The sequence below is a fragment of the Sporichthya brevicatena genome, from assembly GCF_039525035.1.
Lineage (GTDB): Bacteria > Actinomycetota > Actinomycetes > Sporichthyales > Sporichthyaceae > Sporichthya > Sporichthya brevicatena.
The window spans coordinates 141,491-164,183 of sequence record NZ_BAAAHE010000011.1 but is presented as its reverse complement, the minus strand read 5'-3'; the positions used below and the strand labels follow the sequence as shown (position 1 = coordinate 164,183).

Here is a 22,693-nt window from a genome sequence, read left to right as displayed (position 1 = left end):
TCCCGTCGACCCGGTGACTCCCCAGGCGGAGGTCCCGGTGAGGCGCTCGGCAAGCAACTGGATCGCGGCGGCCTGGTCGGACGACGTCGTCGCGGGAGCCCTCGTCCCGACGCGGGTGGAGGGGATGGATCTGCTGCTGTATCGCGACGCCGACGGGCATGTCCGCGCGGCCGACCGCCGGTGCCCCCGACGGGGGTACCCCCTGACGGACGGCTCGGTGGAGCCGACCGGCATCCGGTCCTCGGTCGACGGCTGGTTGTGGTCGTTCGACGGCTCGGCCACGGAGCCGAGCGGTGTCGTCCACCGATCCGAACCAGGGCTGGTTCTCCGCCACCACGCTGTCACGGAGGTGCACGGACTTGTGCTCGTGTGCGGCGGGGAACGGGTGCCTCCGGACGTTCCGCGCCTCCCGTCGCCCGAAGCATGGATCTCCCGGCCGACCACGCGGGCCGTGGCCAGCCATCCGCTGGCGGTGCTCGAGTCCCTCGCGGACCCCTGCACCTTGAGTTACGTCCTCGGGGTCGGGGTGACCGGAGAACCTCGCGTGCCGGTGGCGACCGACGACGTTCTGCACCTTCAGTTCGCGGTTGATCGACGACCGGAGTGCACCGTTGACGTCCGCGCGTTCGGCACGCTGCTGATGTCGGTCTCGGCGACCGGCCACAACAGCGGCGGGGCCTTGATCGGGACGACTCCGACCGGAGCCGACGAGTCGCTGGAGCTCCGGACCTGTGCCTGGGGTGGTGGTGCCGACTGGGCCGGGATGGCGGGGCGGCTCGCGGAGGTGGTCGCGGCCGTTCGCCGGGACCAGGAGCGGGTCGTTCCGGCCCGGCGATCGGGTCTCGCTGTCGTTCGTACCTGGATCGGGCGCGCATGACCACGGTGGCGAGTGGAGGCGCGGTACTGCGCGGGTGGTTGCCGGTCTCCGTGCTGTCCGAGTTGCCCGTCGGTGGAGTGATTCCCCTCCGCGTCCAGGGCAAGGAACTGGTCCTGTGGCGTGGTGAGTCCGGTGAGCTGCATGCGTTGGACGCCTTCTGTCAGCACCTCGGAGCGCACCTCGGCTACAACGGGCGCGTCTGTGGTGAGGACGTGCGGTGCTTCTACCACGGGTGGGCGTGGTCGCCGGCCGGCGAGAACACCGACATCCCCTACGACAGCCGTACGCACCGCGGCCGGCGGATCCGTCCCTGGACCGTCGCGGAGCAGGGTGGGCTGGTCTTCCTGTGGTACTCCGGTTCGGCCGACCAGCCGCAACCGCAGCGGCCGGCGCCGGACCTTCCGAACGACGCGACTCGGGCCTGGGTCACGCGCGAGCTCGTCGCCGACCCGCGGCTGATCCTCGAAGCGCTGGTCGATCCGGCGCTGTTGAGATTCCTCGCCGGCGGCGAGATCGATCTCGCCGGGGTTCCGACCAGCTCGGACACCCGCTTCGAGGTCGAGTACCGACGCGACGACGGTGCGGCGGTCCGGACGGCTGTCCTCGACGTGGCCACCGGTGTCGTCGTCGGGCCGGGTTGGTCACTCACGGTCGCCATCCTCCCGGTGGTCGACGACACGGTGCGGATCCTGACGGCGATCACCGGTGATGCGCGTGCGTCGGACCGCGCGATGGATCGAATCCTCGGCCTGGTCGCGGACATGGCCTACCAACCCCTGCCTGGCGGGTCGGGGGAGGAGCCGCTGCGGTCATTCCGGGCCTGGCGTGCGGACCTGGAGTCCTCGCCGATCGGGGAGTCCGGCGATCGGGTCTCCACGACGGCATGAGCGCGGATCTGCGGGGGGTTGATCTGCGGCGCGCGGATCTGCGCGGCGCCGACCTGGTGGGCGCGAACCTGCGGGACGCTGATCTCAGTGGCGCCTTGCTGGCCGGTGCTGACCTGACCAAGGCGGATCTCCGGAACGCCTGTGCGCACGGGGAGGGCATCGCAGCGTCCGGAGCGGTGTTCCGCGACGCCGACCTGCGAGGAGCGGAACTCTCCTTCTCCGACCTCAGCAACGCCGACCTGAGTGGGTGCAATCTGCAGGGGGCCGACCTGGCGTCGGCCAGCCTGACCGACGCGGTGCTGCGCGTGGCCTCCGTGGGGTGGGCATCGGTTCTGAATGATCGTCAGGAACTGAGGACGGTCAACCTTTCGGGCGCCGACCTGCGGCGCGCGGATCTGACCGGCGCCTCCCTGGTCGGTGCCGTACTGGACGGTGCCGACGCCGCACACGTCACGGCTGCGAACGCTCGGCTGTCCAACGTCAGTGCGTGGGGAGCCCGGTTCGTCGGTGCCGATCTGACGGGGGCTGATCTGCTCGAGGCCACTTTCAACGGCGCTGACCTGGGCGCAGCGGACCTCGGGGGTGCCCTTCTGGTGGGCGTCGTCTTTCGGGGGTGCACGTTCGCGCGGTCCCGCTTCGACGACGCCCGGTTCGGTGGGGTCGTGGTGTTGCGGTCGGATCTGGGCGAGGCGCGGGGGTTGGAGCGCGTCGTCGTCCTGGCGCCCAGTGCGATGGACGAGTGGAGCCGGCAACGCCTGCCCCGTCGGGTCGATGCCGCCGCGCTGCTGGGCGAACGCGCCGACGTGGGGTCGACCCTGGATCAGGAGATGGCAGGGTGCGGCAACGCTCGCCGGGCGCTGCCTCTGCTGGCGATGCTGGCGGACGACGTCAAGCCGGCAGGATGACCGGAGCGACGAAGTCGCCGGCCGCGGTCGGTTCCAGGCCGATCGTCACGGGCATGCCGACCTGCGGGCGTAGGTCGGTCGCCGTCCGCAGCACCCCGGTGATGCGGATCGACGGCGCCTCCTCCAGTTCGGCCACGCCGACCAGGTAGGGCACGTCGGGTCCCGGCACGGCCTGCCGGTTCACCGCGATCCAGGTGTGGAGGGTGCCCCGACCGCTCACCGGGGCGAACTCCACCGGACCCATGCAGGTCCGGCAGCGCTCCAGCGGCGCGTGAATCCATTGACGGCAGTCCAGGCACCGACACACGGCGAGCACGCCCTGCGCGGTGGCGGCCCAGAACCCCCGGGTGTCCGGGTCCGGGATCGGCAACGGCCAGAGCGGCCCCCGGTCGGTCGACTGGTCCAAGGTGCTGGTCACGCCGCCTCCCGGCTGTAGATCAGGGCCCCGCCGAACGGCCCCGCGCCCGCGCTGACCAGGGCGACCGACGCGTCCTGGACCTGACGTTCGCCGGCTTCGCGGCGGAGCTGCAGGACTGCTTCGTAGTGGTGGTTCATGCCGTGGATGTACCCCTCGGAGAGCAAGCCGCCGTGCGGATTGACCACGACGTCCCCGCCGTGAGTGCCGCGTCCTTCGCTCAGGAAGGCGCCAGCTTGCCCGCGTTCGCAGAATTCGTAGTCCTCAAGCGTTGCCAGCACCGTGTAGGTGAAGCAGTCGTACATGCAGGCGACGTCGACGTCGGCCGGCGTGAATCCCGTCCGCTGCCACAGGCGAGGGCCGGCCGAGCGGGAGTACATCGACGTCATGTCGTCCCACGTCGTCCACCCCGAACCGCTCCAGGAACCGGAACCACCTCGGTACCAGATCGGCGTGTGCCGGCAGCCGCGGGCGAGCTCGGCACCGGCGAGGACGACGGCCACCGCGCCGTCGACCTCGAAGGCGCAGTCGTTGACCCGGAAGGGGTCGCACACCCACCGACTCGCGAGGTAGTCGTCGACGGTCAGTGGCTCGCGCATCGCGGCGTGCGGATTAGCCTGGGCATGCGTTCGTTGGGTGACGGCCACCGCGGCCAGGTCGAGTTCGGTGCTGCCGTAGGTGTGTTGGTAGCGGCGCGCCCAGGAGGCGACGAACTGTGGAGGCACCAGGAATGCTGACGGAGCGTCGAACTGATGCTTGCCGGTGACCTCGAGCTGCTTGGCCACGGTCCCGAACCGGTAGCCGGACCGGCCGTTCAGCGAACGGAAGGCCACCACCGCTCGGCAGCGGCCCGACTCGATCGCGGCGACGGCGTCCTGGACGACCTGCGCGGCCATGTCACCGCCGCCGAACAGGGTCGGCGCCCACTCGACCTCGTCGCGGCCGGCGGCCCAGGCCACCTCGCCCGACATCGTCGAGTCGTTGTACTGGAAGCTCGCCCAGCCGTCGACGTCGGCCACGGTGAGCCCCGCGTCGGAGATCGCGGCGCGGCAGGCCTCGACGGCCATCGCCTGGGTCGTGCGGCCCGACGCGCGGGTGAAGGAGGTTCGTCCGATACCCACCACAGCGACCGACATCGAACTCCTTCTAGGACGTTTTCTATTTAGATAATTATACGGTATCGTCGGCCAGGACGCGCAACCGTCCGGCGCCGGTGAACCCCGGCGGCCGGGCCGCCAGGCGACCGAGGAAGCGGTGCAAGTGGGCACAGTCGAAGAGGACGTGACGACGCCGACGGCGGCGGCGGAGCCGAGCCAGGACGAACGGCGTGTGCGCCTGCCCAAGATGGCGGAGCTGGTCGCGCTCGACCTGCGCCGGCGCATCATCCGCAACGAGTTGGCGGAGGGCGAGGCGCTGCCGGGGGAAGCGGCCCTGATGTCGCAGTACGGGGTGTCCCGTCCGACCCTGCGGGAAGCGCTTCGGGTGTTGGAGTCCGAGTCCCTGATCGTCATCCAGCGGGGCGCGCGCGGTGGGGCTCGGGTCTGCGCTCCCCGGCGCGAGGTCGCGGCTCGGTACGCCGGCCTGCTGCTGCAGTACCAGGGGACCACGCTGGCCGACGTCTGCGAGGTACGAAGTCTTCTGGAGGTGCCGTGCGTCCGCATGCTCGCTCGACGGGGCCGGGCGGACGACATCGCCCAGTTGCGCGGGGCGCTGGAGGCGGCGGAGGAAGCCGGGCTCACCGCGGAGGAACGCGCGCGCCGGCACAACGACTTCCACCAGCTCCTGCTGAGCCTGACCGGCAACAGCACGCTGGTTCTGCTCGGACAGCTGGTCCAGGAGATCATCGACCAGGCCGGCGTCTCCCGGGCGCAGGGGGAGAGCGGCCCGGACGCCGAGCTCGCTGCGCGCACGGCCGCGGAGGCGCACCGGCGACTCATCGAGCTCATCGACGTCGGCGACGCCGGAACGGCGGAAGCCTTGTGGGACAAGCACCTCGCGGACGGGGCCGCCCACGCGTTCGGTGCGGCTGGAGAGGAAAAGTTGCTCGACATCCTGACGTGAGCCCGTGATCCTCGGGGCGCGTCCGGACTGTCCTGCCCGTCAGATCGGTCGGTAGTACTTGTACGCACAGTTCGAGCCCGAACTCCTCGTGGAGGATCGGGGCAACGGCATTCGCCTGGTCGTGCTCAATCGGCCCGACGCCTTCAACGCCAGCAACGAGCGTCTGCACGACGCACTCATCGAGGTCTGGTCGCCGCTCGGCGCCGATCCCGAGGCCCGTGCCGTCGTGCTGACCGGAGCCGGGCACGCCTTCAGCGCCGGCGGCGACATGCATCACCTGGCCGCCTGCCGGACCGATGTGCACATGCGGCGCAAGGAGATCGAGAACGCGCGCCGCCTGGTGCTGGCGATGGTCGATTTCCCGCTGCCGATCGTCGCCGCGGTGAACGGCCCGGCGGTCGGTCTGGGCTGCAGCCTGGCGGCGCTCTCGGACATCGTCCTGATCGCCGAGGGCACCTACATGGCCGACCCCCACGTCTCGGCCGGCCTCACGGCCGCGGACGGAGGGGCCCCGGCGTGGCCGTTGCTCATGAGCCTGCTCCGCGCGAAGGAGTATCTCCTGACAGGTGATCGCATCCCGGCCGCGGAGGCCGTCGCGATCGGACTCGCGAACCGTACGGTTCCCGGCGCGGACCTGTTGCCGGAGGCCCTCGCCCTCGCGGGACGGCTGGCGGCGCAGCCGGCGCATGCGGTGCGGACGACGAAGAAGGCCCTGAACATGCATCTCTCGCGGGCCATGACCGGGGTCCTTGAGTACGCCCTCGCGGAGGAGTTCGCCTCCTTCGACACCGACGATCACGAACGGATCGTCCGCCGGTTCCTGACGAAGAGCGGTTCGGCCGGCTGACTTCCGTCAGACCGCGATGTACTTCGTCTCCAGGAACTCGTGGACGCCGTCGAGTCCTCCCTCGCGGCCGAGTCCGCTCTGCTTCACGCCGCCGAACGGAGCCGCCGGGTCCGACAGGGTTCCGCGGTTGACGGCGACCATGCCGGACGAGAGCCGCTCGGCCACGCGTAACCCGGCGCCGATGTCGGAGGCGTAGACGTAGCCGGCAAGCCCGAACTCCGTGCCGTTCGCGAGAGCGACCGCCTCGTCCTCGTCGGACACGGTGACGATCGGTGCCACCGGACCGAAGATCTCGACGCCGAGAATCGAGGCGTCACGGGGCACCTCGTCGAGCACGGTCGCCGGATAGAACGCTCCCGGACCCTCCGGCGTCCGGGCACCCGCCCGTGGGCGAGCGCCTTCGGCGATCGCCTGCTCGACGAGGGCTGCGACCTTGTCGCGCTCGCCCGGCGACGCGAGCGCGCCCAGCTGCGAGTCCCCGGCCAGCCCCGGGCCGCAACGCAGCTTCGCCATCGCCGCGCTGAGGTTCGCGGTGAACTCCGCGGCGAGCGACTCGTGGACGTAGAACCGGTTGGCCGCGGTGCAGGCCGCACCGCCGTTACGCAGCTTCGCGATCAGTGCGCCGTCGACCGCCGCCCGCACGTCCGCACCTTCCAGGACGAGGAATGGCGCGTTGCCGCCGAGTTCCATCGAGCAGCGCAGCACCTGTGACGCCGCCTCGCGGAGGAGGTGCGAGCCCACCCCGGTGGAGCCGGTGAAGGAGAGGTGGCGCACCCGCGCATCGCGGAGCATGGCGCGGACCGGCGGCCCGGCGGGCGAGGCGAGAACCACGTTGACGACGCCCGCGGGGACGCCGGCCTCCTCCAGGACGGCCGCGATGGCCAGCGCTGTCAGAGGTGTCTCCAGTGCCGGCTTCAGAACCACCGTGCACCCGGCGGCGAGTGCCGGCGCGATCTTTCGCGTGACCATGGCGGCGGGGAAGTTCCACGGTGTGACGAGCAGGGAAACACCGATGGGGTCGTGGGTCACCACGATGTGCTTGTCGCCGGACGGTGCCAGGCGGTAGTCGCCGCGGATGCGGGTCGCTTCCTCGGAGAACCACCGGAAGAACTCGGCAGCGTAGGTCACCTCGGCCTGCGCATCGGCCAATACCTTGCCGTTCTCCCTCGTGATCAGTTCGGCCAGGGCGCGACCGCGCTGGGTCATCAGCTCGAACGCGCGCCGGAGAAGCTCGGCCCGGTCCCGGGGTGGGGTCGCGGCCCAGGGTGCGGCCGCGTCGGCGGCAGCCTCCACCGCGAGCGTGATGTCAGCATCGCCGGCCAGGGACACGCTCGCGATGGGAGCCCCGGTCGCCGGATCCAGGACCGGGACGCGATCGGGCGACTCCACCCAGGTACCACCGATGAAGAGATCGGTAGGGATGTGCACTCCGCGGTGCTCCTTCGAGACGGGTGGATCTGACTGGACATCAGTGATGCCCGAACTTCAGAAGGTCCACTCCACGCGGCGATCGAACCACTCCGGAAGGTTCTCGTTCACCCAGGAGCGGTACTGGGTCAGGTGGCGGCGGCTGGTGCGTCGCGCCGCTTCGGCGTCCTGCTTCTCGACGGCCGTGAGCAGGCGCTGGTGCGCGCGCACCACGGCGGCTGCTGTCGCCGAGTCGTTCGCGGCGTTCTCGGGATGCAGATTGCTCCAGATGCGCCGGAACGTCAGGCCGGTCATGAACAGCAGGGGGTTCTGGCTGCACTCGCCCAGTAACACGTGGAAGCGGTCGTAGGGATCCTGGAAGTTGCTGAGCTTCGTGGTCGCAGCCTTCATGTCCTTCACGGCTGCGGCGAGAGCGCGGACCTGCTCCGGCTTGCGATGCTCCGCGGCGGCAGCGGCGATCTCGGGCTCGATCGCGATCCGCGCGTCCATCACGACGCCGAACCGGACCTTCATGAACTGCAGGAGCATCGTTGTCGAGCTCGCGTAGTCCTCGGGCCCCACGTTCCCGACCACGGGGCCGCCACCGCGGCCGCGTCGGATCTCGAGCACGCCCTGAGCCTCGAGGAGGCGCAGCGCCTCGCGCAGGGTGGTCCGAGCGACGCCCAGCCACTCGATCATGTCCCGCTCGATGGGCAGGCTGTCGCCGGGCTGCAGGTGATTGGTGTCGATGTAGTCGAGCAACGCCTTCGCGGTGCTCACCGCGACTCTCGGTCGGGGCGCGCCCTCGGAGCTCTCGTCTGGTGCGGTCACAGTGCGACCTCCTCCTGACGATCAGATTAGCGCTCTTGCGTCCGTACCCCGCCATAAAATATGTTCATATTAATATCACAGAGGAGAGCGGGTACATGACGGACTGGTCGAACACGGCTTTGTTGAGCATCCCGACCGTGCTGCGCGAGCAGGTGGTGCGCACGCCGGCGAAGACGGCCCTTGTGCTGAACGGCGAATCGATCAGCTACCAGGCGCTGCTCGAGCGATCGGTGGCCGCGGCCCGTGGTCTCCAGGAGCTCGGCGTCGGCTTCGGTGACTCCGTCGGGGTGCTCTCCCCGAACACGCCGGAGATGATCTACACGTGGATCGGCGCCTCGATGCTCGGCGCCGTGTACGTGCCGGTGAACGTCGAGTACAAGGGCACCTTCCTCATCCACCAGTGGACGACGGCCGCGGTCGGTGTCGCGGTTGTGGACAGCTCGTGCATCCCGGAAGTGGCGGCCGTGGCGACGCGCCTGCCGGACCTGAAGCACGTGGTCGTCGTGAATCGGGGTACGGATCGGGTCGACCTCGGCCGCGCGGATCTGCAGGTGCACGACTCCGCCGAACTGATGACCCCCGCCCGCTTCGACGGAGATCTGACTGCGGTGCCCGGCGTGGCCGACCCGCCGGGCGACGCGATCGCCGCGGTCATCTTCACGGCGGGCACCACCGGTCCGTCCAAGGGCGTGGCGATGAGCCACAACTACATGGTCCGGTCGGCTCGTCAGGTGTTCGACCTCCGTGGTTGTACGCAGGATTCGGTCGTCTACGGCGCTCTTCCCTTGTTCCACCTCGCGGCGATCAGTGTCGTCGTCCTGGGGCCGATCCTCGCCGGTGCCACCGCTGTCCTGGACGCTCGATTCTCGCCCAACAACTTCTGGAGCCGAGTACGGGAAACGGGTGCGGATCAGACGATCCTGCTCGGCGCCATGAGCACGATGCTGTGGAACCGGCCGGAGGATCCCGGCGACGCGGACAACCCGCTCAAGGTGGCACTCATCGCTCCGATGCCTCCGGCGCTCCACCGCCAGTTCGAGCAGCGATTCGGACTGACGGTACTTCAGATGTACGCACAGTCCGAGGTCTACCCGCTCACGGTGGCTTCGGCCCACGACCCCGCGCCCCCCGGCTACTCCGGCCGACCGAACCCACTCCTCACCGTCAGGTTGTTCGACGAGAACGACAACGAGGTGCCGCCGGGGCAGGTCGGTGAGGTCTGTGTACGACCCAACCAACCGCACGTCATGTTCGAGGGCTACTTCAAGAACCCGGAGGCGACCGCGGCGACGTGGCGCAACCTGTGGATGCACACGGGCGACCTGGGCCGGTTCAACGAGGAGGGCTTCTTCGAGTTCGTCGACCGGAAGAAGGACTACCTCCGCCGCCGTGGGGAGAACATCTCGAGCTTCGAGGTGGAGCACGCGGTGATGCAGTTCGAGGGCGTCGCCGAGGTCGCGGTCGTCGCGGCACCCAGCGAGCTGACGGAGGACGACGTCATCGCCTGCGTCGTGCCGGTGCCGGGGGTGTCGATCGACCCGGTCGCGCTCATGGACCACTGCGTCGCGGAGATTCCCTACTTCGCAATCCCGCGTTACCTCTGGATCCTCGACGAGCTCCCTCGGAACCCCGTCGGACGGGTGGAGAAGTACAAGCTGCGCGAGCGCTTCGCTCTTCGCCAAGGCGTCGACGGTCTCTGGGACCGCGAGGCGGCGGGGTTCGTCATCGAGCGCCGTACGTTCACGCCGGCGAAGGTCGGGGGTGGGTCCTGATGACTCGACCTGAGAACTGGGCACCGGACATGTCCGGTCTCGGCTTCGACCGGGACGCGGTGCTGGTCGTCACGGGTGCCGCCAGTGGCATCGGCCGAGCGGCGGCGGTCACGGCGGCCCGGGCGGGTGTGCACGTCGCGGCCTGGGACGTGGACAAGGACGGATGCGAGTCCGTCGTCGAGGAGATCACGGCGGCGGGCGGTCGTGCCCACCTGGCGATCGTGGACGTGGCGGACACCGCGGCGGTGGAAGGAGCTTGGCGGCAGGCGGCCGAAGCGGGACCTTGTCGCTACCTGTTCAACAACGCGGGGCCGGCCAGCGTGACCGACGCGCCGATCATCGACAGCGTCTCGCGGGCGATCGGGGCCATGATCAACGTGACCGAGTCCTGGCTCACGGTGTGCCCGGAGGACGCGGAGAGCGTGGTGTTCACCTCGTCGATCGTGGGCACCTGGTGGGGCGGGAGCTCGTTGGTCCAGTCCTTCTATCCGGTGGCCAAGGGCGCGATCGCCTCGTACTCGCGCCATCTGGCGGTCCGCGAAGGGGGTCGGCCGAGGGCCAACACCATCGCTCCTTCCTACACCCTGACGCCGCGCACGGAGTCGTGGATCAACCTCCCTGGCTACCAGGAGCAGATTCGGCGCAATCCGATGAACCGTCCCGCCCTGGCGCAGGAGCCGGCGAACGTGGCGTGCTTCCTCCTCTCACCCGCAGCATCCTTCGTCAACGGCACGCTGATCGCCGTCGACGGCGGGCTCGTCGCCGCGTCATGACCATGAGTGAAGTGCCGCCGAGAACGCGCCCCACCCCGGCGCAGGAGCCGGAGAAGTTGAACGAAGTCGGTACCGACGAGCTGCGGGAGTGGTTCCGGGAGTGGCTCGCGGCGAACGCGGATCGGCTGATTCCCTACCGCGAGCCGGAACCGGCGTCGTACGAGGAGGCGGACGAACTCCACGTCGGTCTCCTGCTCCTGCTGGCGGAGGCCGGCTGGTCACTGATCGGCTGGCCGGAGTCGATCGGTGGGCTCGGCGGCAACCTGGTGCTGCGCGGCGTCGTGTACGACGAGTTGGCGGCGGCCGGCTATGTGCTGCCCGAGCGCTGCTACCCCGTGGAGATCCTCGGACCGACGCTCCTCCGCTATGCGCCGGACCTGGCCGTGAGCTACCTTCCGGGTCTGATCACCGGTGCCGAGATGTGGTGTCAGGGCTTCTCGGAACCGGAGGCCGGGAGTGATCTCGCATCGCTGCGCTGCCGGGCGACCGAGCGTCCCGGGGGATGGGTCGTCAACGGCCAGAAGCTCTGGACCAGCAACGCCCAGATGTCGACGAAGTGCGTCCTGCTGGTCAGGACCGGGACGCCCGAAAGTCGGCATCGCGGCCTGACCATGTTGCTGGTCGACATGAACACCCCAGGCATCACCGTGAATCCCATCCGTAGTGCCGCCGGTGCGAACCACCTGTGCGAGGTCTTCCTCGACGACGTGGAGGTGCCCGCGGACCGGCTGATCGGCGAGGTCGGCAAGGGCTGGGAGGTGGCGATGTACCTGCTGCAGTTCGAACGCGGCATGTACGCCTGGATGCGCCAAGCCGTTCTTCACCACCGGGTCGAGTTGGTCCGCCATCAGATGCCCGGTCCCCCCGGTGATCTGGAGGCGGCGGTGCTGGGTGAGATGTACGCGGCGGTCAGTACCCTTCGTGCCCGCACCGCGAGCACGTTGAGCCGCCTGGCGGCCGGCGCGCGGCTCGGCCCTGAGGCATCGATCGACAAGCTGCTGCTGTCCCGCGCGGAACAGTGCGTGACCGACGGTGCACGACGGCTGCTCCATCCCGCCGTGGAGACGGGATCCGGTGAGTGGGCGGCCTACTGGCGGTCCGCGTGGTACTTCGCGCGGGCGGCCACCATCCTCGGCGGCGTCGCCGAGGTTCAACGATCAATCGTTGCCCAGCAGTTGCTCGGGCTCCCACGGTAGGACTGCGGATGGACACCGAGACGACCCTCTTCCTGCGAGAGCGGCTGCGTGAACTCACACGGACTGCCGAGGCGCGATCAGACATCGGTGCGGCTCTGGAGGATCTCGGGTGGGACGACGTCGTTGCCGAGGATCCGACGGAGGCGGCTGAGCTGTTGTTCGACGAGCTCGGGCGGGCCCGGACGGGTCTCGAGGCCGTCGACGACGCGGTTCGACGTGTGCTGGACCTGCCGGCGACGTCGAAGGTGATCTGGCCCGACGCGTGGTCGCCGTCGGGCGACTCGTTCGCGGCTTCCCGCGAGGGTGACGTCCTCACGGTCGCGGGTGTCGCGTTCGGGACGGTCGGAGACCACCTCCTGTTCCTGCCTGCCCTCTTCGGGTGCTCGTCCGCGGGAGCTCTCCTGCCGGTGGAGTCCGGACGGCTGGACTGCCGGCCGCGGGATGCCTGGTCCGACGAGGTCGGCCTCACGACGGTCCGTGGAGAGCTCGACGCGGCCGGCATCGCAGCCGCCGGCCCCGACGGATCGCGATGGGTCGACGCCCTCGCCTACGCCCGGACTGCCGTCGCGCAGATGATGGTCGGGGCGGCTCGAGAGATGCTGGACATCGCCGTCCAGCACGTGACCACACGGCACCAGTTCGGCCGTGCGATCGGGGCGAACCAGTGCGTCCAGCACGGCCTGGCCAACGCGTACGTGGAGATCGAAGGCGCAGCAGCGCTCACGGCCACAGCGTGGCGGACGGCCGATCTGTGGTCAGCGGATTTGGCGAAGCTGGCCGCCGGTCGCTGCGCGGCCGAGGTGACAGCCGCCTGCCAGCAGGTCCTCGGTGCCACGGGGATGACGTGGGAGTTTCCGTTCCACCACTTCGTCCGCTACACGGGGACCCTCGACGTCGTGCTGGGGTCGCACCATCAGCTGCAGCCGCAGCTGGGCCGGCTCGCGTCGTCGGTGCCGGCGCTGCCCCGCGTCTCGTCGTTCTGACCGGAGTGCTCGGCGTCGGCGTTCCCGCCGACGCCGAGCACCGGCGTCAGTGCCGGACCTTCTTCAGGTACGACAGGTAACCGACCGAGACTCGGCTGCCACCGTTGACCGGGATGATTGCTCCGGACACCCACGCCGACTCGTCGGAGGCCAGGTACACGCACAGCGGGCCGATGTCGTCGACAACTCCGAGGCGGCCGGCCGGGATCAGTTCGATCTGTCGCTGACGGCGCTCGGCCGAGTACATGACGCCGTCGGGCGTCTCGTCGAGTTCGGTGAGGACCAGGCCGGGGGCGACTGCGTTCACGCGGATGCCGAGATGCCCCCACTCGACGGCCATGGTCATCGTGAGGTTCTCCAGAGCCGCTTTGGACGCCCCGTACTGGCCGGTGTTCGGATTGGGTTGCGAACCGCTGCGGGAACTGATGTTGATGATCGATCCGCCCTTGGGCATGGCGCGGCACGCCGCCTGGGACGCGAAGAAGGCGCTCTTCAGGTTCAGGTCGACGACGCGGTCCCACCGGTCCTCGGTGATGCTGAGCAGTGGCCCGACGTCGGAGGGCATGGCACTGCCGGCGTTGTTGACCCAACAGTCCAGCCGTCCGTGCCAGGTCAGCACGGATTCGATGATCCGATCCGGTGCCGACAGATCCCGGAGATCAGCCTGCAGGTAACGGGCTTCCCCGCCGCGGTCGTGGATCTCCTCGACGGTGCGGCGGAGAGCGACGGTGTCGCGACCGACGATGACAACGGTCGCCCCTGCGTCGGCGAGCGCTCGGGCGATGCCGCGCCCGATTCCCTTGCCACCGCCCGTGACGACCGCGACCTTGCCGTCCAACTCGAACATCGGCTTCCTCGTGGTTGTGGACCGTTTTCAGCTCCGCTAAAATATCATCATATTTAGCGCGGGTGGTAGGAGATTCTTTGGACTTCACGTTCCCTTCGGACGCACGACAGTTGCGAGAGCGGATCCGCGGCGTCATCTCGGACTGCGTTCCCGAGGACTTCACGGGCGCCTTCACCGGGCGCGCTTCCGACCACCAGGTGGCCCAGCAGTTCTGTAAAGTGATGGCTAGTCAGCAGTTGCTCTGCATGGCCTGGCCGGCGGAGTACGGCGGTCAGGACGCCTCGGTCTGGGCGCAAACCGTCGTCCGGGAGGAGATGTGGGCGCACTTCGAGCCGCGGGGCGCCCAGTATATGGGTGTGAACTGGGTCGGCCCGGCGCTGATGCTTCACGGCACGAAGGAGCAGAAGAAGGAGCACCTGCCTCGCATCGCGCAGGGTGATGTCATCTGGTGTCAGGGCTTCTCAGAACCTGATGCAGGCTCAGACCTGTTCGCGCTGCGGACGCACGCCCGCGCTCGCGACGGCGGGTGGGTCATCGAGGGCCAGAAGGTCTGGACCTCCTACGCGGACATCGCGGAGTGGTGCTTCCTGCTTGCGCGCACCTCCCGGGACCCCGGGAACAAGCGTTCCGGGATCTCGGTGTTCCTGGTTCCGATGTCCGCGCCCGGCGTCTCGGTGCGGCCCCTCAAGTCTCTGGTCGGTCCCCGTCATCTCAACGAGCTGTTCTTCGACGAGGTCGTCGTGGGGCCGGAGAACTTGCTCGGCACCCTCGATGAGGGCTGGCGGATCGTGCTCGACGTCCTCGCCTACGAGCGGTTCGGCATCGCGCGGTACGCGAAGTGCGACCGCCTGCTCTGGGAGGCGCGCCGGCGTACCGGCGAGCAGTGGGACTCGCTTCCCGGGTCCTTGCGGTCGCGGTGGGTCGCCGCTCTCGTGCACACGCGGGAGGCCCAGTTGTTGGCGTACCGGGTCGTGTCCGAGATCGAACGAGGCAACCGGTCACCCGAGGTCGCGGCGGCGTACCGCATCGCCGTCACCCAACTCGATCAGGAGGTCGGCGAAGTGGTCGGCGAGATGTGCGGTCCGGGGGTACTGGCGCCGGTCGGTTCGTTCGAGCGATCGGTCGAGGATCATTGGCGCTACGCACAGGCGGCAACGGTGTCGTCGGGCACCATCGAGATGCAGCGGCGGACGCTTTCCCGCGGACTGTTGGGCGAGTGATGGACACCAAACTTCCCCGCAGCGCCGTCGAGTTCGAGCGCGTGGTGGTCGATGCCATCACGAGCCTGGGTGGCAATCTGACCGAGCGGTGCGCGCAGGACCCGACGTTGCGTGAGCACCTGGTGGCGCCGATGCTGTCCGCCCTCGGCGTCTTTGACGTCGACCCACGCGAAGACCTGGAGCAGTTGGCGGTGGCGGCGGCGGTCTGCCGGGCGGCCGGGGCCACCGCCCTGCCCTACCCGGTAACCGGGGCACTGAGCGGGCCCGGCGGCGCCGGCGCGACGGTGCTCCATCCGAGGTCGCCGGTGATGGATCACGGCGACCTCATGGGGGGATGGACGGCGCTGCTGCCCGACGGGACCGCTCGGCTGGTCCGGGACGCGGTGGCGGACTCGTCGTCGCTGTCGAGCCCCTTCGCCTGTCATCTGGTCCTGGGCGACCAGGTGACGGCGGACCCCTCGACGATTCCGTACCACCTGCTGTTCCAGTCCTGGACGGTGCTCGGCGCCATGCGGGCGGCCACGGACGCCTCCGTCACGCACTGCCGTGACCGGGTGCAGTTCGGCCGCCGGTTGGCGGACTTCCAGGCCGTGCAGTTCAAGTTGGCCGACATGGAGGTGGCCGTTGCGGGACTCGACGAACTCGCCCGGTTCTCCTTGTTCCGCCTGGCGTCGGACCCCCAGGCCGCGCTCCCTGACGTCCTCAGCCTCCGCCTGAGGATGATCGAGAGCTCGGAGACCGTCTTCCGTGCTGCCCATCAATTGCACGGGGCCGGCGGGTTCTGCGACGAGACGCCCCTGTCCTGGATCTCGCGATGCACCCTCTTGCACCGGCGCGTCCCGACGGCGCTCGCCGAGACGGTCGACTGGCTGGGCGAGTCCATCGAGGTCCACGGCTTCGACGGACTCTTCGCCCCCGCCCGGGTCGAGGCGTGAGCCGGCGAGGGCGGTCCGGCCTCGCCGGCGAGGTGCTGGCGTCGGACGAGGACGAGTCGGTCACCGACATCCGGCAAGCGGCCCGCGAGTGGATCGAAGGCGCCTTCGTCGGCGAGTTCGAGGCGCTTCGCGGACGCGGCGGGCCGACCGACCTCGATTCCTGGGACCTCAGCGTCCGTTGGGAGCAAGCGGTCGCCCAGGCCGGATGGTCGTGCATCGACTGGCCTCCGGCGTACGGCGGTCGGGGCGCGACGATCAACGAGCTGTTCGCGTTCCGGGAGGAGTGTTATCGAGCGGGCGTACCCGATCGTGTCGGGTTCGTCGCGGAAGACCTCCTCGCGCCGACCATGATGCGTTTCGGGACCGCAGCGCAGTGCGAGCGATTCCTGCCGGGCATCCGTGCGAGGACGGAGTTCTGGTGCCAGGGCTACTCCGAGCCGGAGGCCGGCTCGGACCTGGCCAACATCTCCACCCGCGCACGGCTGGTGGGAGGGCGCTGGCAGATCGACGGTCAGAAGACGTGGACGAGCCTGGCCGAGAAGGCCGACTGGTGCTTCGCCCTCTGCCGCACGCAGCCCGGCTCGCAGCGACACCAGGGTCTGTCCTACCTGCTCATCCCCATGCGGCAACCGGGGATCACCGTTCGCCCGATCCGGCAGCTGACCGGGACGGCCGAGTTCGCCGAGGTCTTCTTCGACGGCGCGGTCACCGACGAGCACAACGTGGTCGGTCCGGTCGACGAGGGCTGGCGCGTGGCAATGTCGACACTGGGCCACGAGCGGGACTGGTTCCTGTCCCGCTATCCGCGCTTCGAGCGGGATTTCGAACTGGTGCGAGAGGTCGTGCGCAGCGCGCCGGCCGGGGCCGAATCGGGCCGGCCCGCGCGGCTCGCCGCCCTGTTCTCCGAACTCCTCGCGTTCCGTGCCGTCGGTCTGACGACCCTGGACCTGGCGAGGGCGGGCGAAGGCCCCGGCGCCCTCACGGCGATCACGAAGGCGTACTCGAGTCGTTGGCACGAGCGGCTGGGGGATCTGGCCATGGACGCCCTCGGCAGCCGGGCCCTGAGCGCGCACCCCGAAGGCACGGTCGAGGAGGCGTTGCAGCGGATCTTCCTCTACAGCCGAGGCGAGACCATCTTCGCCGGCACGACGGAGATCCAGCTCGACCTGATCGCGAAGCGCTACCTGGGTCTGTCGGGGGGCCGGTCGTGACCGCGACGCCGGTGGCGGTGGAGATCCGCGACCACATCGCGACCGTGACGGTCTCCCGTCCGCCGGTGAACGCCGTCGACCGCGCCACCAACGAGTTGCTCCGGGACACCTTCCGGTCCTTCGCCGACAACCGCGACGTCCGCGTGGTCGTGTTCACCGGCGCCGGTGACCGTGCCTTCATCGCCGGAGCGGATCTGAAGGAGCAGCAGCAGCTCGCCTCGAGCAGCCCGCCGATCCTGCCGGCCTCGGCCGAACTCGATCGCGGACGCGCAGTGCGGGAGGCCTTCCTCGCGATCCGGGACTGCGCAGTCCCGGTGATCGGCGCGATCAACGGGCCGGCCATCGGCGCGGGTATGGCGTACGCGGCGATGTGTGACGTGCTGTTCGCAGTGGAGACCGCTACGTTCTCGGCGCCGGAGATCGGTGTCGGCCTTCTCGGCGCGTACTCCCACCTTCAACGACTCGTCGGCCCCTACCGCGCGCGCTCCCTCTTCCTCAGCGGAGGCAGCGTCAGCGCCCACGAGCTCCAGCGGCTCGGCACGGTCGAGGAAGTCGTCGGGTCGGCGGATCTGCTCCGCACGGTGTACGAGCTCGCCGGTCGGATCGCGGCCGCGAGCCCGATCGCGGTGCGACTGGCCAAGGAGGTGATCGCGCGGACCGAGGGCCTTCCGCTGGGGGACGCCTATCGACTCGAGCAGGACTACACGACCCGGCTGCGTGGGTTCGCCGACTCGAAGGAGGCGCTGCTCGCCCGAGCAGAGGGCCGGGCGCCGCGCTGGAGCTGGGAATGAAGCCCGGCCGCGAGATTCGAGCGACGTCCCCCAACCCGCGTCGCGATCTCTTTCGACAGCAGGGCGTGTTGGCCGACACGCTGACCTGGCAGCTCGTGGCAGCGGCGGCCGCCGACCGTCCCAGGGCCACGGCGATCTGTGACGGCGAGACGCGTCTGGACTATGCCGAGTACTGGGCCAGGTCGCTCCGACTCGTCGGAAGCATGCAGGCGCTCGGACTCGGACCGGGCCAGTCGGTCGTGTACCAGGTGCCGAACTGGTGGGAGTCCCTCGTCGTGCATCAGGCCGTGGCGGCCGCCGGCGGGGTGTCCGTTCCGGTGCCGACCACCTTTGCGCGGCGTGAGCTTCTTACGGTTCTGGAACAGGTCCGCCCGGTGATGATCATCGTCGCCGATCACTTCCGGGGCGTGGACCTGCGCACGCAGATGCAGGACGTGGCCGTCGAGCTCGGCCTCGAGGTTCCGCTGGTGGTGGTGCGGCCGGCGGCCCCCGGCTCGGAGTCCGACCTCGCCGCGCTGCTCGGACCGGATGTGGAGTGCGGTTGTCCGGTCCCCCGGGCCCCGGACGACATCTGCGCCGTGATCTACACCTCGGGCTCGACCTCGGTCCCCAAGGGTGTCCTGCACACCCACGAGGCGCTGGTCCACGAGGTCCGGAGCCGCGTAGCCCCGTTCTCGCTCAACCGCGACGACTCGGTGTTCATGCCATCCTCCTTGGCCCACATCGCCGGCCTGTCCTACGGAGTGCATCTCCCAGCGCTGTTGGGAATCCCGGTCGTGCTCCAGGAGGTGTGGGACCCGCCGGCCGCCGCCGAACTCATCGAACGGCACGGCTGCACCGTCATGAACGGTGTCACGGTGATGCTGGCCGGCCTTGTTGATGCGTACGAGCGTCGGCAGAGCGACTCGACGCTGCGCGTGTTCGCCTGCGGAGGTGCGCCCATCGGTACGGAGCTGGTGCGTCGAGCGACCGAACGCCTGGGCGCGCACGTCACCCGGGCTTATGGGTGCAGCGAGTTTCCGACCCTGACGTGGAGTACTCCAGGAACAGACCTTCATCGCGTGACGTCGACGGAGGGCCGACTCGTCGATCACACCTGTGCCCGGGTCGTCGACTCGACCGGTTCGCCGGTCGAGACGGGAGCCGTCGGCGAGCTCGAGGCCTTCGGTCCGGAGCGGTGCGTCGGCTACCTCGACGCAACGCTGAACGCGGAACTGTTCACAGACGACGGCTGGGTCCGCACCGGGGACCTGGCATCGCTCGACGCGGACAACTACCTGACGATCCGCGGGCGCAAGAAGGACATCATCGTGCGGGCCGGGGAGAACATCAGCGCCGCAGAGATCGAAGCCATCCTCCGTGAGCGCGACGAGGTACTCGACGTCGCCGTCCTCGCTGTGCCCGATCCGGTCGTGGGTGAGCGAGCCTGCGCCGTCCTCCAGGTTCCCCCGGGCGCAGAGGTCACCGTGGCCACCGTCGCGCGATGGATGGCGGAGAGCGGCCTGTCCAAACGCAAGTGGCCCGAGGTGGTCCACTGCCTTCACGATCTGCCGCGGACGTCCTCGGGAAAGGTCGCGAAGACCGCTCTGCTGGATGTCGTTCTGCAGGGTCAGGAGATCTGATGAGCCACGAAGAAGAGCGCCTGGCGCTCACGGAAACGGTGCGCTCGGCGCTGGCGAAGCCGATCTCCGGCGGGTCGCCCCGAGACGTGCTGTGGACGCGGCTCGCTCGTGAGATCGGGCTGAGCGCGCTGGGGTTGCCGTCCTCGTGCGGCGGGGTCGGCGGCCTCACCGAGATCGTGCTCGTCATGGAGGAGATCGGTCGCGCGTTGAGCGACGTACCGTTCCTCGCGTCGACGGTGCTGGCGGCGCCGATCCTCGCCGAGCACGCGACCGATCACCTGGCCAAGGCGGCGCTGAACGACGTGACGGCCGGACACCGGTCCGCCGCCGTCGCCTTCGACCTCTCCGGGTCCGTCGTCGTCGGCCCGTCGGAGTCCGACGGCGCTCGCCAACTCTCCGGTCTCGTCGCCGATGTCGTCGACGGCATGACGGCAGACGTCCTCCTGGTCGTCGGTCAGGTCGCGCACGAGGACGTCGTTCTCCTGGTGGAGGAGGGCGGCGCAGTGCGCCGCGAAGCGGTGCCGTCCTTCGAGCCGGGCCGGGACCTGGCCACCCTGATCCTCGACGGAGTGCCGGCGCGGCAGTTGAGCCTGGGACCGGACGCACAGGCGCTGCGGTTGAGCGCCCTGGACCGGGCCGCCCTGGCGCATGCGGCGGAGTCCGTCGGCATCGCCGCCAAGGTGCTGGACCAAACGGTGGAGTACGTCAAACAGCGGCGACAGTTCGGGCGCCCGGTGGGAGAGTTCCAGGCCGTCCGGCACGCCTGCGCGGAGATGTTCATCGCGGTGGAGACAGCCCGCGCGCTGGTCCGCCAGGTGGCGCAGGCCGCGGATGCCGGCATCGGCATCCAACCGCTGGCGTGCTCGAGCGCCTTGCACTACTGCAGCGAGATCGCGCGGTCGGTGTGCAGCACGGGGATCCACCTGCACGGGGGTATCGGCTTCACCTGGGAGTACGACCTCCATCGCTACTTCAAGAGGGCCAGCCTGCTGCGGAACCTCCCCGTCGGGGTCGACACCCATGAGGCGCGAATCCGCGGGGCGCTCGTCGGCGTCGACCAATGATCGAGGGCGTGTCTGTACCGGAGAGTCCGCTGGAGGTGCTGATCCCGCAGCGGCACGAGGGCAATCGGTTCCGCGCGACTGCGCCCTGCCCCCCGGCCCAGTCTCGTGTTTTCGGCGGGAACCTGATTGCGCTCATGGTCAACGCCGCGAGCGCGGTTCATCCGGGTCGGGTACTGCGCTCGGCTCAGGCTCACTTCCTGGCGCCGGTGGCGCCGGAAGAGGAGCTGGAGCTGGCCGTGCACACGGTACGCGCCGGACGTCGCTCGGCGACGGTGGCGGTGGATGTGACCGGAGGTCGAAGTCGGGCCGTCACCGCCATGCTGAACCTCGGAGCGGAAGAGGAGTCCGACGGCTTGATGGCCGAAACGATCGGCCGGGGGGTGACGATCGACGATCCTGCCGACCACCGTGCCGACGTCCCCCTCGAGCTGGACACGAGCTCGATCGATCAGTGGTTCTCCTTCAAGCGTGCCCATGGTGAAACAGACCATCCGATGTGGGTCCGGGCCAAGGCGCCCGTCAACCGAGAGAGCGCCGTCGTCCCGGAGGCGATCCTCGCTGCCCTTACGGACATTGGCCTGGTGCGCGTTGCGTGGCTGGCGGCACGACCGACTGAGGCCGCGCACTCGCTGCCGGCCGGCACGAGTGCACAGCACTCCGTGTGGATCCACTCCGCCACCATTCCCGACGACTGGCTGCTCCTCAGGGCGGCGGCGTTCGCCGGCAACCCGCATCGCGTTCTTGTGCGGGCCACCTTGGAAGCACGAGCCGGTGATCTTCTCGCAACAGCCGTTCAGGAGGTTCGGCTCCGTACGAGCCTGAACTCGACAACTGGCATCGACCCTTCGGCAGGTTAGGGATAACGCCGTGACATCTGAACAAACGTCGTCCACCGTGCTGGAGGAGGACCTCGGCGAAGGCGTCCTTCGTGTGACGCTGAATCGACCGGCTCGACTCAACGCGTACAACTCGACGTTGTGCCGGGACCTGCGCGCAGCGATCGACCGTTACGACCGGGACGACTCCGCCCGCGTGATGATCCTGACCGGGGCGGGGCGCGGGTTCTGCGCCGGTGGTGACGTCGCCGGCGACGACCCGGAGATGGCGCGCGAACTCGCAGGGCAGATGGGGCGGGCACAGAACCTCAAGCATGATCTCCACGCCGTTGCGCTGGACCTGATGCGTCTGGACAAGCCCGTGATCGCGGCAGTCAACGGGGCGGCCGTGGCGGGTGGGCTGACCCTCGCACTGCTTGCGGACATTCGCATTGCGGGGGAGAGCGCCAAGCTGGGCGACACGAGCGGTCGAGTCGGTCTGTTGCCGGATGAGGGTGGGGCCTGGCTCTTTCCACGAGTTATTGGCTTCGAGGCTGCGTTCCGGATGGTCGCGGTCTCCGAGGTGTACGACGCGAGACGTGCTCAAAGCCTCGGGTTGGTCAGTGAGGTCGTTCCGGACGTTGGCCTGCAGGAACGTGCGGTCGAACTGGCGCGGACCCTGGCGCTGCGGTCCCCGATCGCGGTACGCGTGGCCAAGAGGCTGATGCGGGACGCCATGTCGAGCACGTTCGAAACCGCGTTGTCGGAAGCCGCACTCGCGGTGATGTTCGTCAACACCGGACCAGACGCTCAGGAAGGGATGCGGGCCTTCCGGGAGCACCGGCCGCCCCGCTTCGGTGGCCAGTAGTCAGACACCGCGAGCCGACGGGGTGAAGCCGCTCGCTCTTCGGGCTTTGCGTCCGGACCCTTCGATCCGAGGCCGTTGCTGGCCGGCTGAGGCGACCAGCGCCTACCTTGCCCAGACGGCACGCGGGCGGGATGGCGCACCTGAACAGCGCGGGTCCTTGGACGTTATGTCTGACGTTGAACCTGGGTGGGATCGGCGTGGTTCCAGCGGACTATGGGGCTCAGCCGAGACTCTCGCCCGCTCGTGGGGCGAGGTGCGGTGACCGTCGGCCGCCTTGCTATCGAAAGGTTGCCGGTTGAAATCCGGCCGCCGGCTCTCTTGACCTGCGGAAACGCGCGGTCCTCGCCGTTTCGCGACATGCCTGAC

General features: G+C 69.3%; 22 protein-coding genes. 17 read left to right on the top strand and 5 right to left on the bottom strand.

The features are described 5' to 3' along the window. Positions 1-37: 37 nt before the first annotated feature. Genes ABD401_RS08340 through ABD401_RS08330 form a run of 3 tightly spaced genes read left to right on the top strand, consistent with a single transcriptional unit; the run spans position 38 to position 2,669 of the window. Positions 38-877 (top strand): Rieske 2Fe-2S domain-containing protein, encoded by an 840-nt coding sequence (locus ABD401_RS08340; protein ID WP_344603516.1) that lies wholly within the window; start codon positions 38-40, stop codon positions 875-877. Further along, complete coding sequence (locus ABD401_RS08335) at positions 874-1,764, top strand: Rieske 2Fe-2S domain-containing protein (RefSeq protein ID WP_344603514.1); 891 nt, start codon at positions 874-876, stop codon at positions 1,762-1,764. The genes ABD401_RS08340 and ABD401_RS08335 overlap by 4 nt, the downstream gene beginning before the upstream one ends. Beyond that, positions 1,761-2,669 (top strand): pentapeptide repeat-containing protein, encoded by a 909-nt coding sequence (locus tag ABD401_RS08330; protein ID WP_344603512.1) that lies wholly within the window; start codon positions 1,761-1,763, stop codon positions 2,667-2,669. Before ABD401_RS08335 ends, ABD401_RS08330 begins: the two co-directional genes overlap by 4 nt. Here the strand turns inward: ABD401_RS08330 and ABD401_RS08325 are convergent. Both ABD401_RS08325 and ABD401_RS08320 read right to left on the bottom strand, forming a co-directional pair. Next, a complete protein-coding gene (locus ABD401_RS08325) occupies positions 2,653-3,087 on the bottom strand; it encodes a Zn-ribbon domain-containing OB-fold protein (protein WP_344603510.1) in 435 nt (144 codons plus the stop codon). The genes ABD401_RS08330 and ABD401_RS08325 overlap by 17 nt on opposite strands. Further along, the gene (locus tag ABD401_RS08320) at positions 3,084-4,220 is read right to left on the bottom strand and encodes a thiolase C-terminal domain-containing protein (protein WP_344603508.1); all 1,137 of its coding nucleotides are present in this window, start codon (positions 4,218-4,220) and stop codon (positions 3,084-3,086) included. Before ABD401_RS08320 ends, ABD401_RS08325 begins: the two co-directional genes overlap by 4 nt. A 124-nt stretch (positions 4,221-4,344) precedes the next feature. Here ABD401_RS08320 and ABD401_RS08315 point away from each other — a divergent pair, with 124 nt between their 5' ends. Further along, positions 4,345-5,145, top strand: a complete 801-nt coding sequence (locus ABD401_RS08315; RefSeq protein ID WP_344603506.1) for a FadR/GntR family transcriptional regulator — start codon at positions 4,345-4,347, stop codon at positions 5,143-5,145. A gap of 58 nt (positions 5,146-5,203) precedes the next feature. Continuing rightward, positions 5,204-5,992, top strand: a complete 789-nt coding sequence (locus ABD401_RS08310) for an enoyl-CoA hydratase/isomerase family protein (RefSeq protein WP_344603504.1) — start codon at positions 5,204-5,206, stop codon at positions 5,990-5,992. Between the two features lie 6 nt (positions 5,993-5,998). On the opposite strand, the gene ABD401_RS08305 is transcribed toward ABD401_RS08310, so the two are convergent. Together ABD401_RS08305 and ABD401_RS08300 are read right to left on the bottom strand one after the other, a co-directional pair. Beyond that, complete coding sequence (locus tag ABD401_RS08305; protein WP_344603549.1) at positions 5,999-7,414, bottom strand: NAD-dependent succinate-semialdehyde dehydrogenase; 1,416 nt, start codon at positions 7,412-7,414, stop codon at positions 5,999-6,001. 63 nt (positions 7,415-7,477) lie between these two features. Beyond that, positions 7,478-8,230 carry a FadR/GntR family transcriptional regulator gene (locus tag ABD401_RS08300; protein ID WP_344603502.1) on the bottom strand — a complete coding sequence of 251 codons (753 nt, stop codon included), beginning with the start codon at positions 8,228-8,230 and terminating at the stop codon, positions 7,478-7,480. Between the two features lie 95 nt (positions 8,231-8,325). Between ABD401_RS08300 and ABD401_RS08295 the strand changes: the two genes are divergently transcribed. Genes ABD401_RS08295 through ABD401_RS08280 form a run of 4 tightly spaced genes read left to right on the top strand, consistent with a single transcriptional unit; the run spans position 8,326 to position 12,954 of the window. Next, positions 8,326-10,002: an AMP-binding protein gene (locus tag ABD401_RS08295; RefSeq protein WP_344603500.1), complete on the top strand. Its 1,677-nt coding sequence runs from the start codon at positions 8,326-8,328 to the stop codon at positions 10,000-10,002. After that, positions 10,002-10,775, top strand: coding sequence for an SDR family NAD(P)-dependent oxidoreductase (locus ABD401_RS08290; protein ID WP_344603498.1), 774 nt, complete (start codon positions 10,002-10,004; stop codon positions 10,773-10,775). Before ABD401_RS08295 ends, ABD401_RS08290 begins: the two co-directional genes overlap by 1 nt. Before the next feature lie 56 nt (positions 10,776-10,831). Beyond that, positions 10,832-11,971 (top strand): acyl-CoA dehydrogenase family protein, encoded by a 1,140-nt coding sequence (locus ABD401_RS08285; protein ID WP_344603496.1) that lies wholly within the window; start codon positions 10,832-10,834, stop codon positions 11,969-11,971. Positions 11,972-11,979: 8 nt separating this feature from the next. Beyond that, positions 11,980-12,954: an acyl-CoA dehydrogenase family protein gene (locus tag ABD401_RS08280; RefSeq protein ID WP_344603494.1), complete on the top strand. Its 975-nt coding sequence runs from the start codon at positions 11,980-11,982 to the stop codon at positions 12,952-12,954. Between the two features lie 46 nt (positions 12,955-13,000). Here ABD401_RS08280 and ABD401_RS08275 read toward each other — a convergent pair whose 3' ends face one another. Further along, positions 13,001-13,801, bottom strand: coding sequence for an SDR family NAD(P)-dependent oxidoreductase (locus tag ABD401_RS08275; protein WP_344603492.1), 801 nt, complete (start codon positions 13,799-13,801; stop codon positions 13,001-13,003). Between the two features lie 77 nt (positions 13,802-13,878). On the opposite strand from ABD401_RS08275, the gene ABD401_RS08270 reads away from it, so the two are divergent. The 8 genes from ABD401_RS08270 (at position 13,879) to ABD401_RS08235 (ending at position 22,327) form a co-directional block, all read left to right on the top strand. After that, positions 13,879-15,021: an acyl-CoA dehydrogenase family protein gene (locus tag ABD401_RS08270; protein WP_425566085.1), complete on the top strand. Its 1,143-nt coding sequence runs from the start codon at positions 13,879-13,881 to the stop codon at positions 15,019-15,021. Next, a complete protein-coding gene (locus tag ABD401_RS08265) occupies positions 15,021-15,956 on the top strand; it encodes an acyl-CoA dehydrogenase family protein (RefSeq protein ID WP_344603488.1) in 936 nt (311 codons plus the stop codon). The genes ABD401_RS08270 and ABD401_RS08265 overlap by 1 nt, the downstream gene beginning before the upstream one ends. Then, on the top strand, positions 15,953-17,167 hold the full coding sequence (locus tag ABD401_RS08260) for an acyl-CoA dehydrogenase family protein (RefSeq protein WP_344603486.1): 1,215 nt from the start codon (positions 15,953-15,955) through the stop codon (positions 17,165-17,167). The genes ABD401_RS08265 and ABD401_RS08260 overlap by 4 nt, the downstream gene beginning before the upstream one ends. Beyond that, complete coding sequence (locus ABD401_RS08255; RefSeq protein WP_344603484.1) at positions 17,164-17,958, top strand: enoyl-CoA hydratase-related protein; 795 nt, start codon at positions 17,164-17,166, stop codon at positions 17,956-17,958. The genes ABD401_RS08260 and ABD401_RS08255 overlap by 4 nt, the downstream gene beginning before the upstream one ends. Positions 17,959-18,026: 68 nt before the next feature. Further along, positions 18,027-19,580: an AMP-binding protein gene (locus tag ABD401_RS08250; RefSeq protein ID WP_344603483.1), complete on the top strand. Its 1,554-nt coding sequence runs from the start codon at positions 18,027-18,029 to the stop codon at positions 19,578-19,580. Next, positions 19,580-20,644: an acyl-CoA dehydrogenase family protein gene (locus ABD401_RS08245; protein WP_344603482.1), complete on the top strand. Its 1,065-nt coding sequence runs from the start codon at positions 19,580-19,582 to the stop codon at positions 20,642-20,644. Before ABD401_RS08250 ends, ABD401_RS08245 begins: the two co-directional genes overlap by 1 nt. Next, entirely contained in the window at positions 20,641-21,501 is an 861-nt protein-coding gene (locus tag ABD401_RS08240) for an acyl-CoA thioesterase (protein WP_344603480.1), read from the top strand. Before ABD401_RS08245 ends, ABD401_RS08240 begins: the two co-directional genes overlap by 4 nt. A 37-nt stretch (positions 21,502-21,538) precedes the next feature. Then, complete coding sequence (locus tag ABD401_RS08235) at positions 21,539-22,327, top strand: enoyl-CoA hydratase/isomerase family protein (RefSeq protein WP_344603478.1); 789 nt, start codon at positions 21,539-21,541, stop codon at positions 22,325-22,327. The last annotated feature ends 366 nt before the right edge of the window (positions 22,328-22,693 follow it).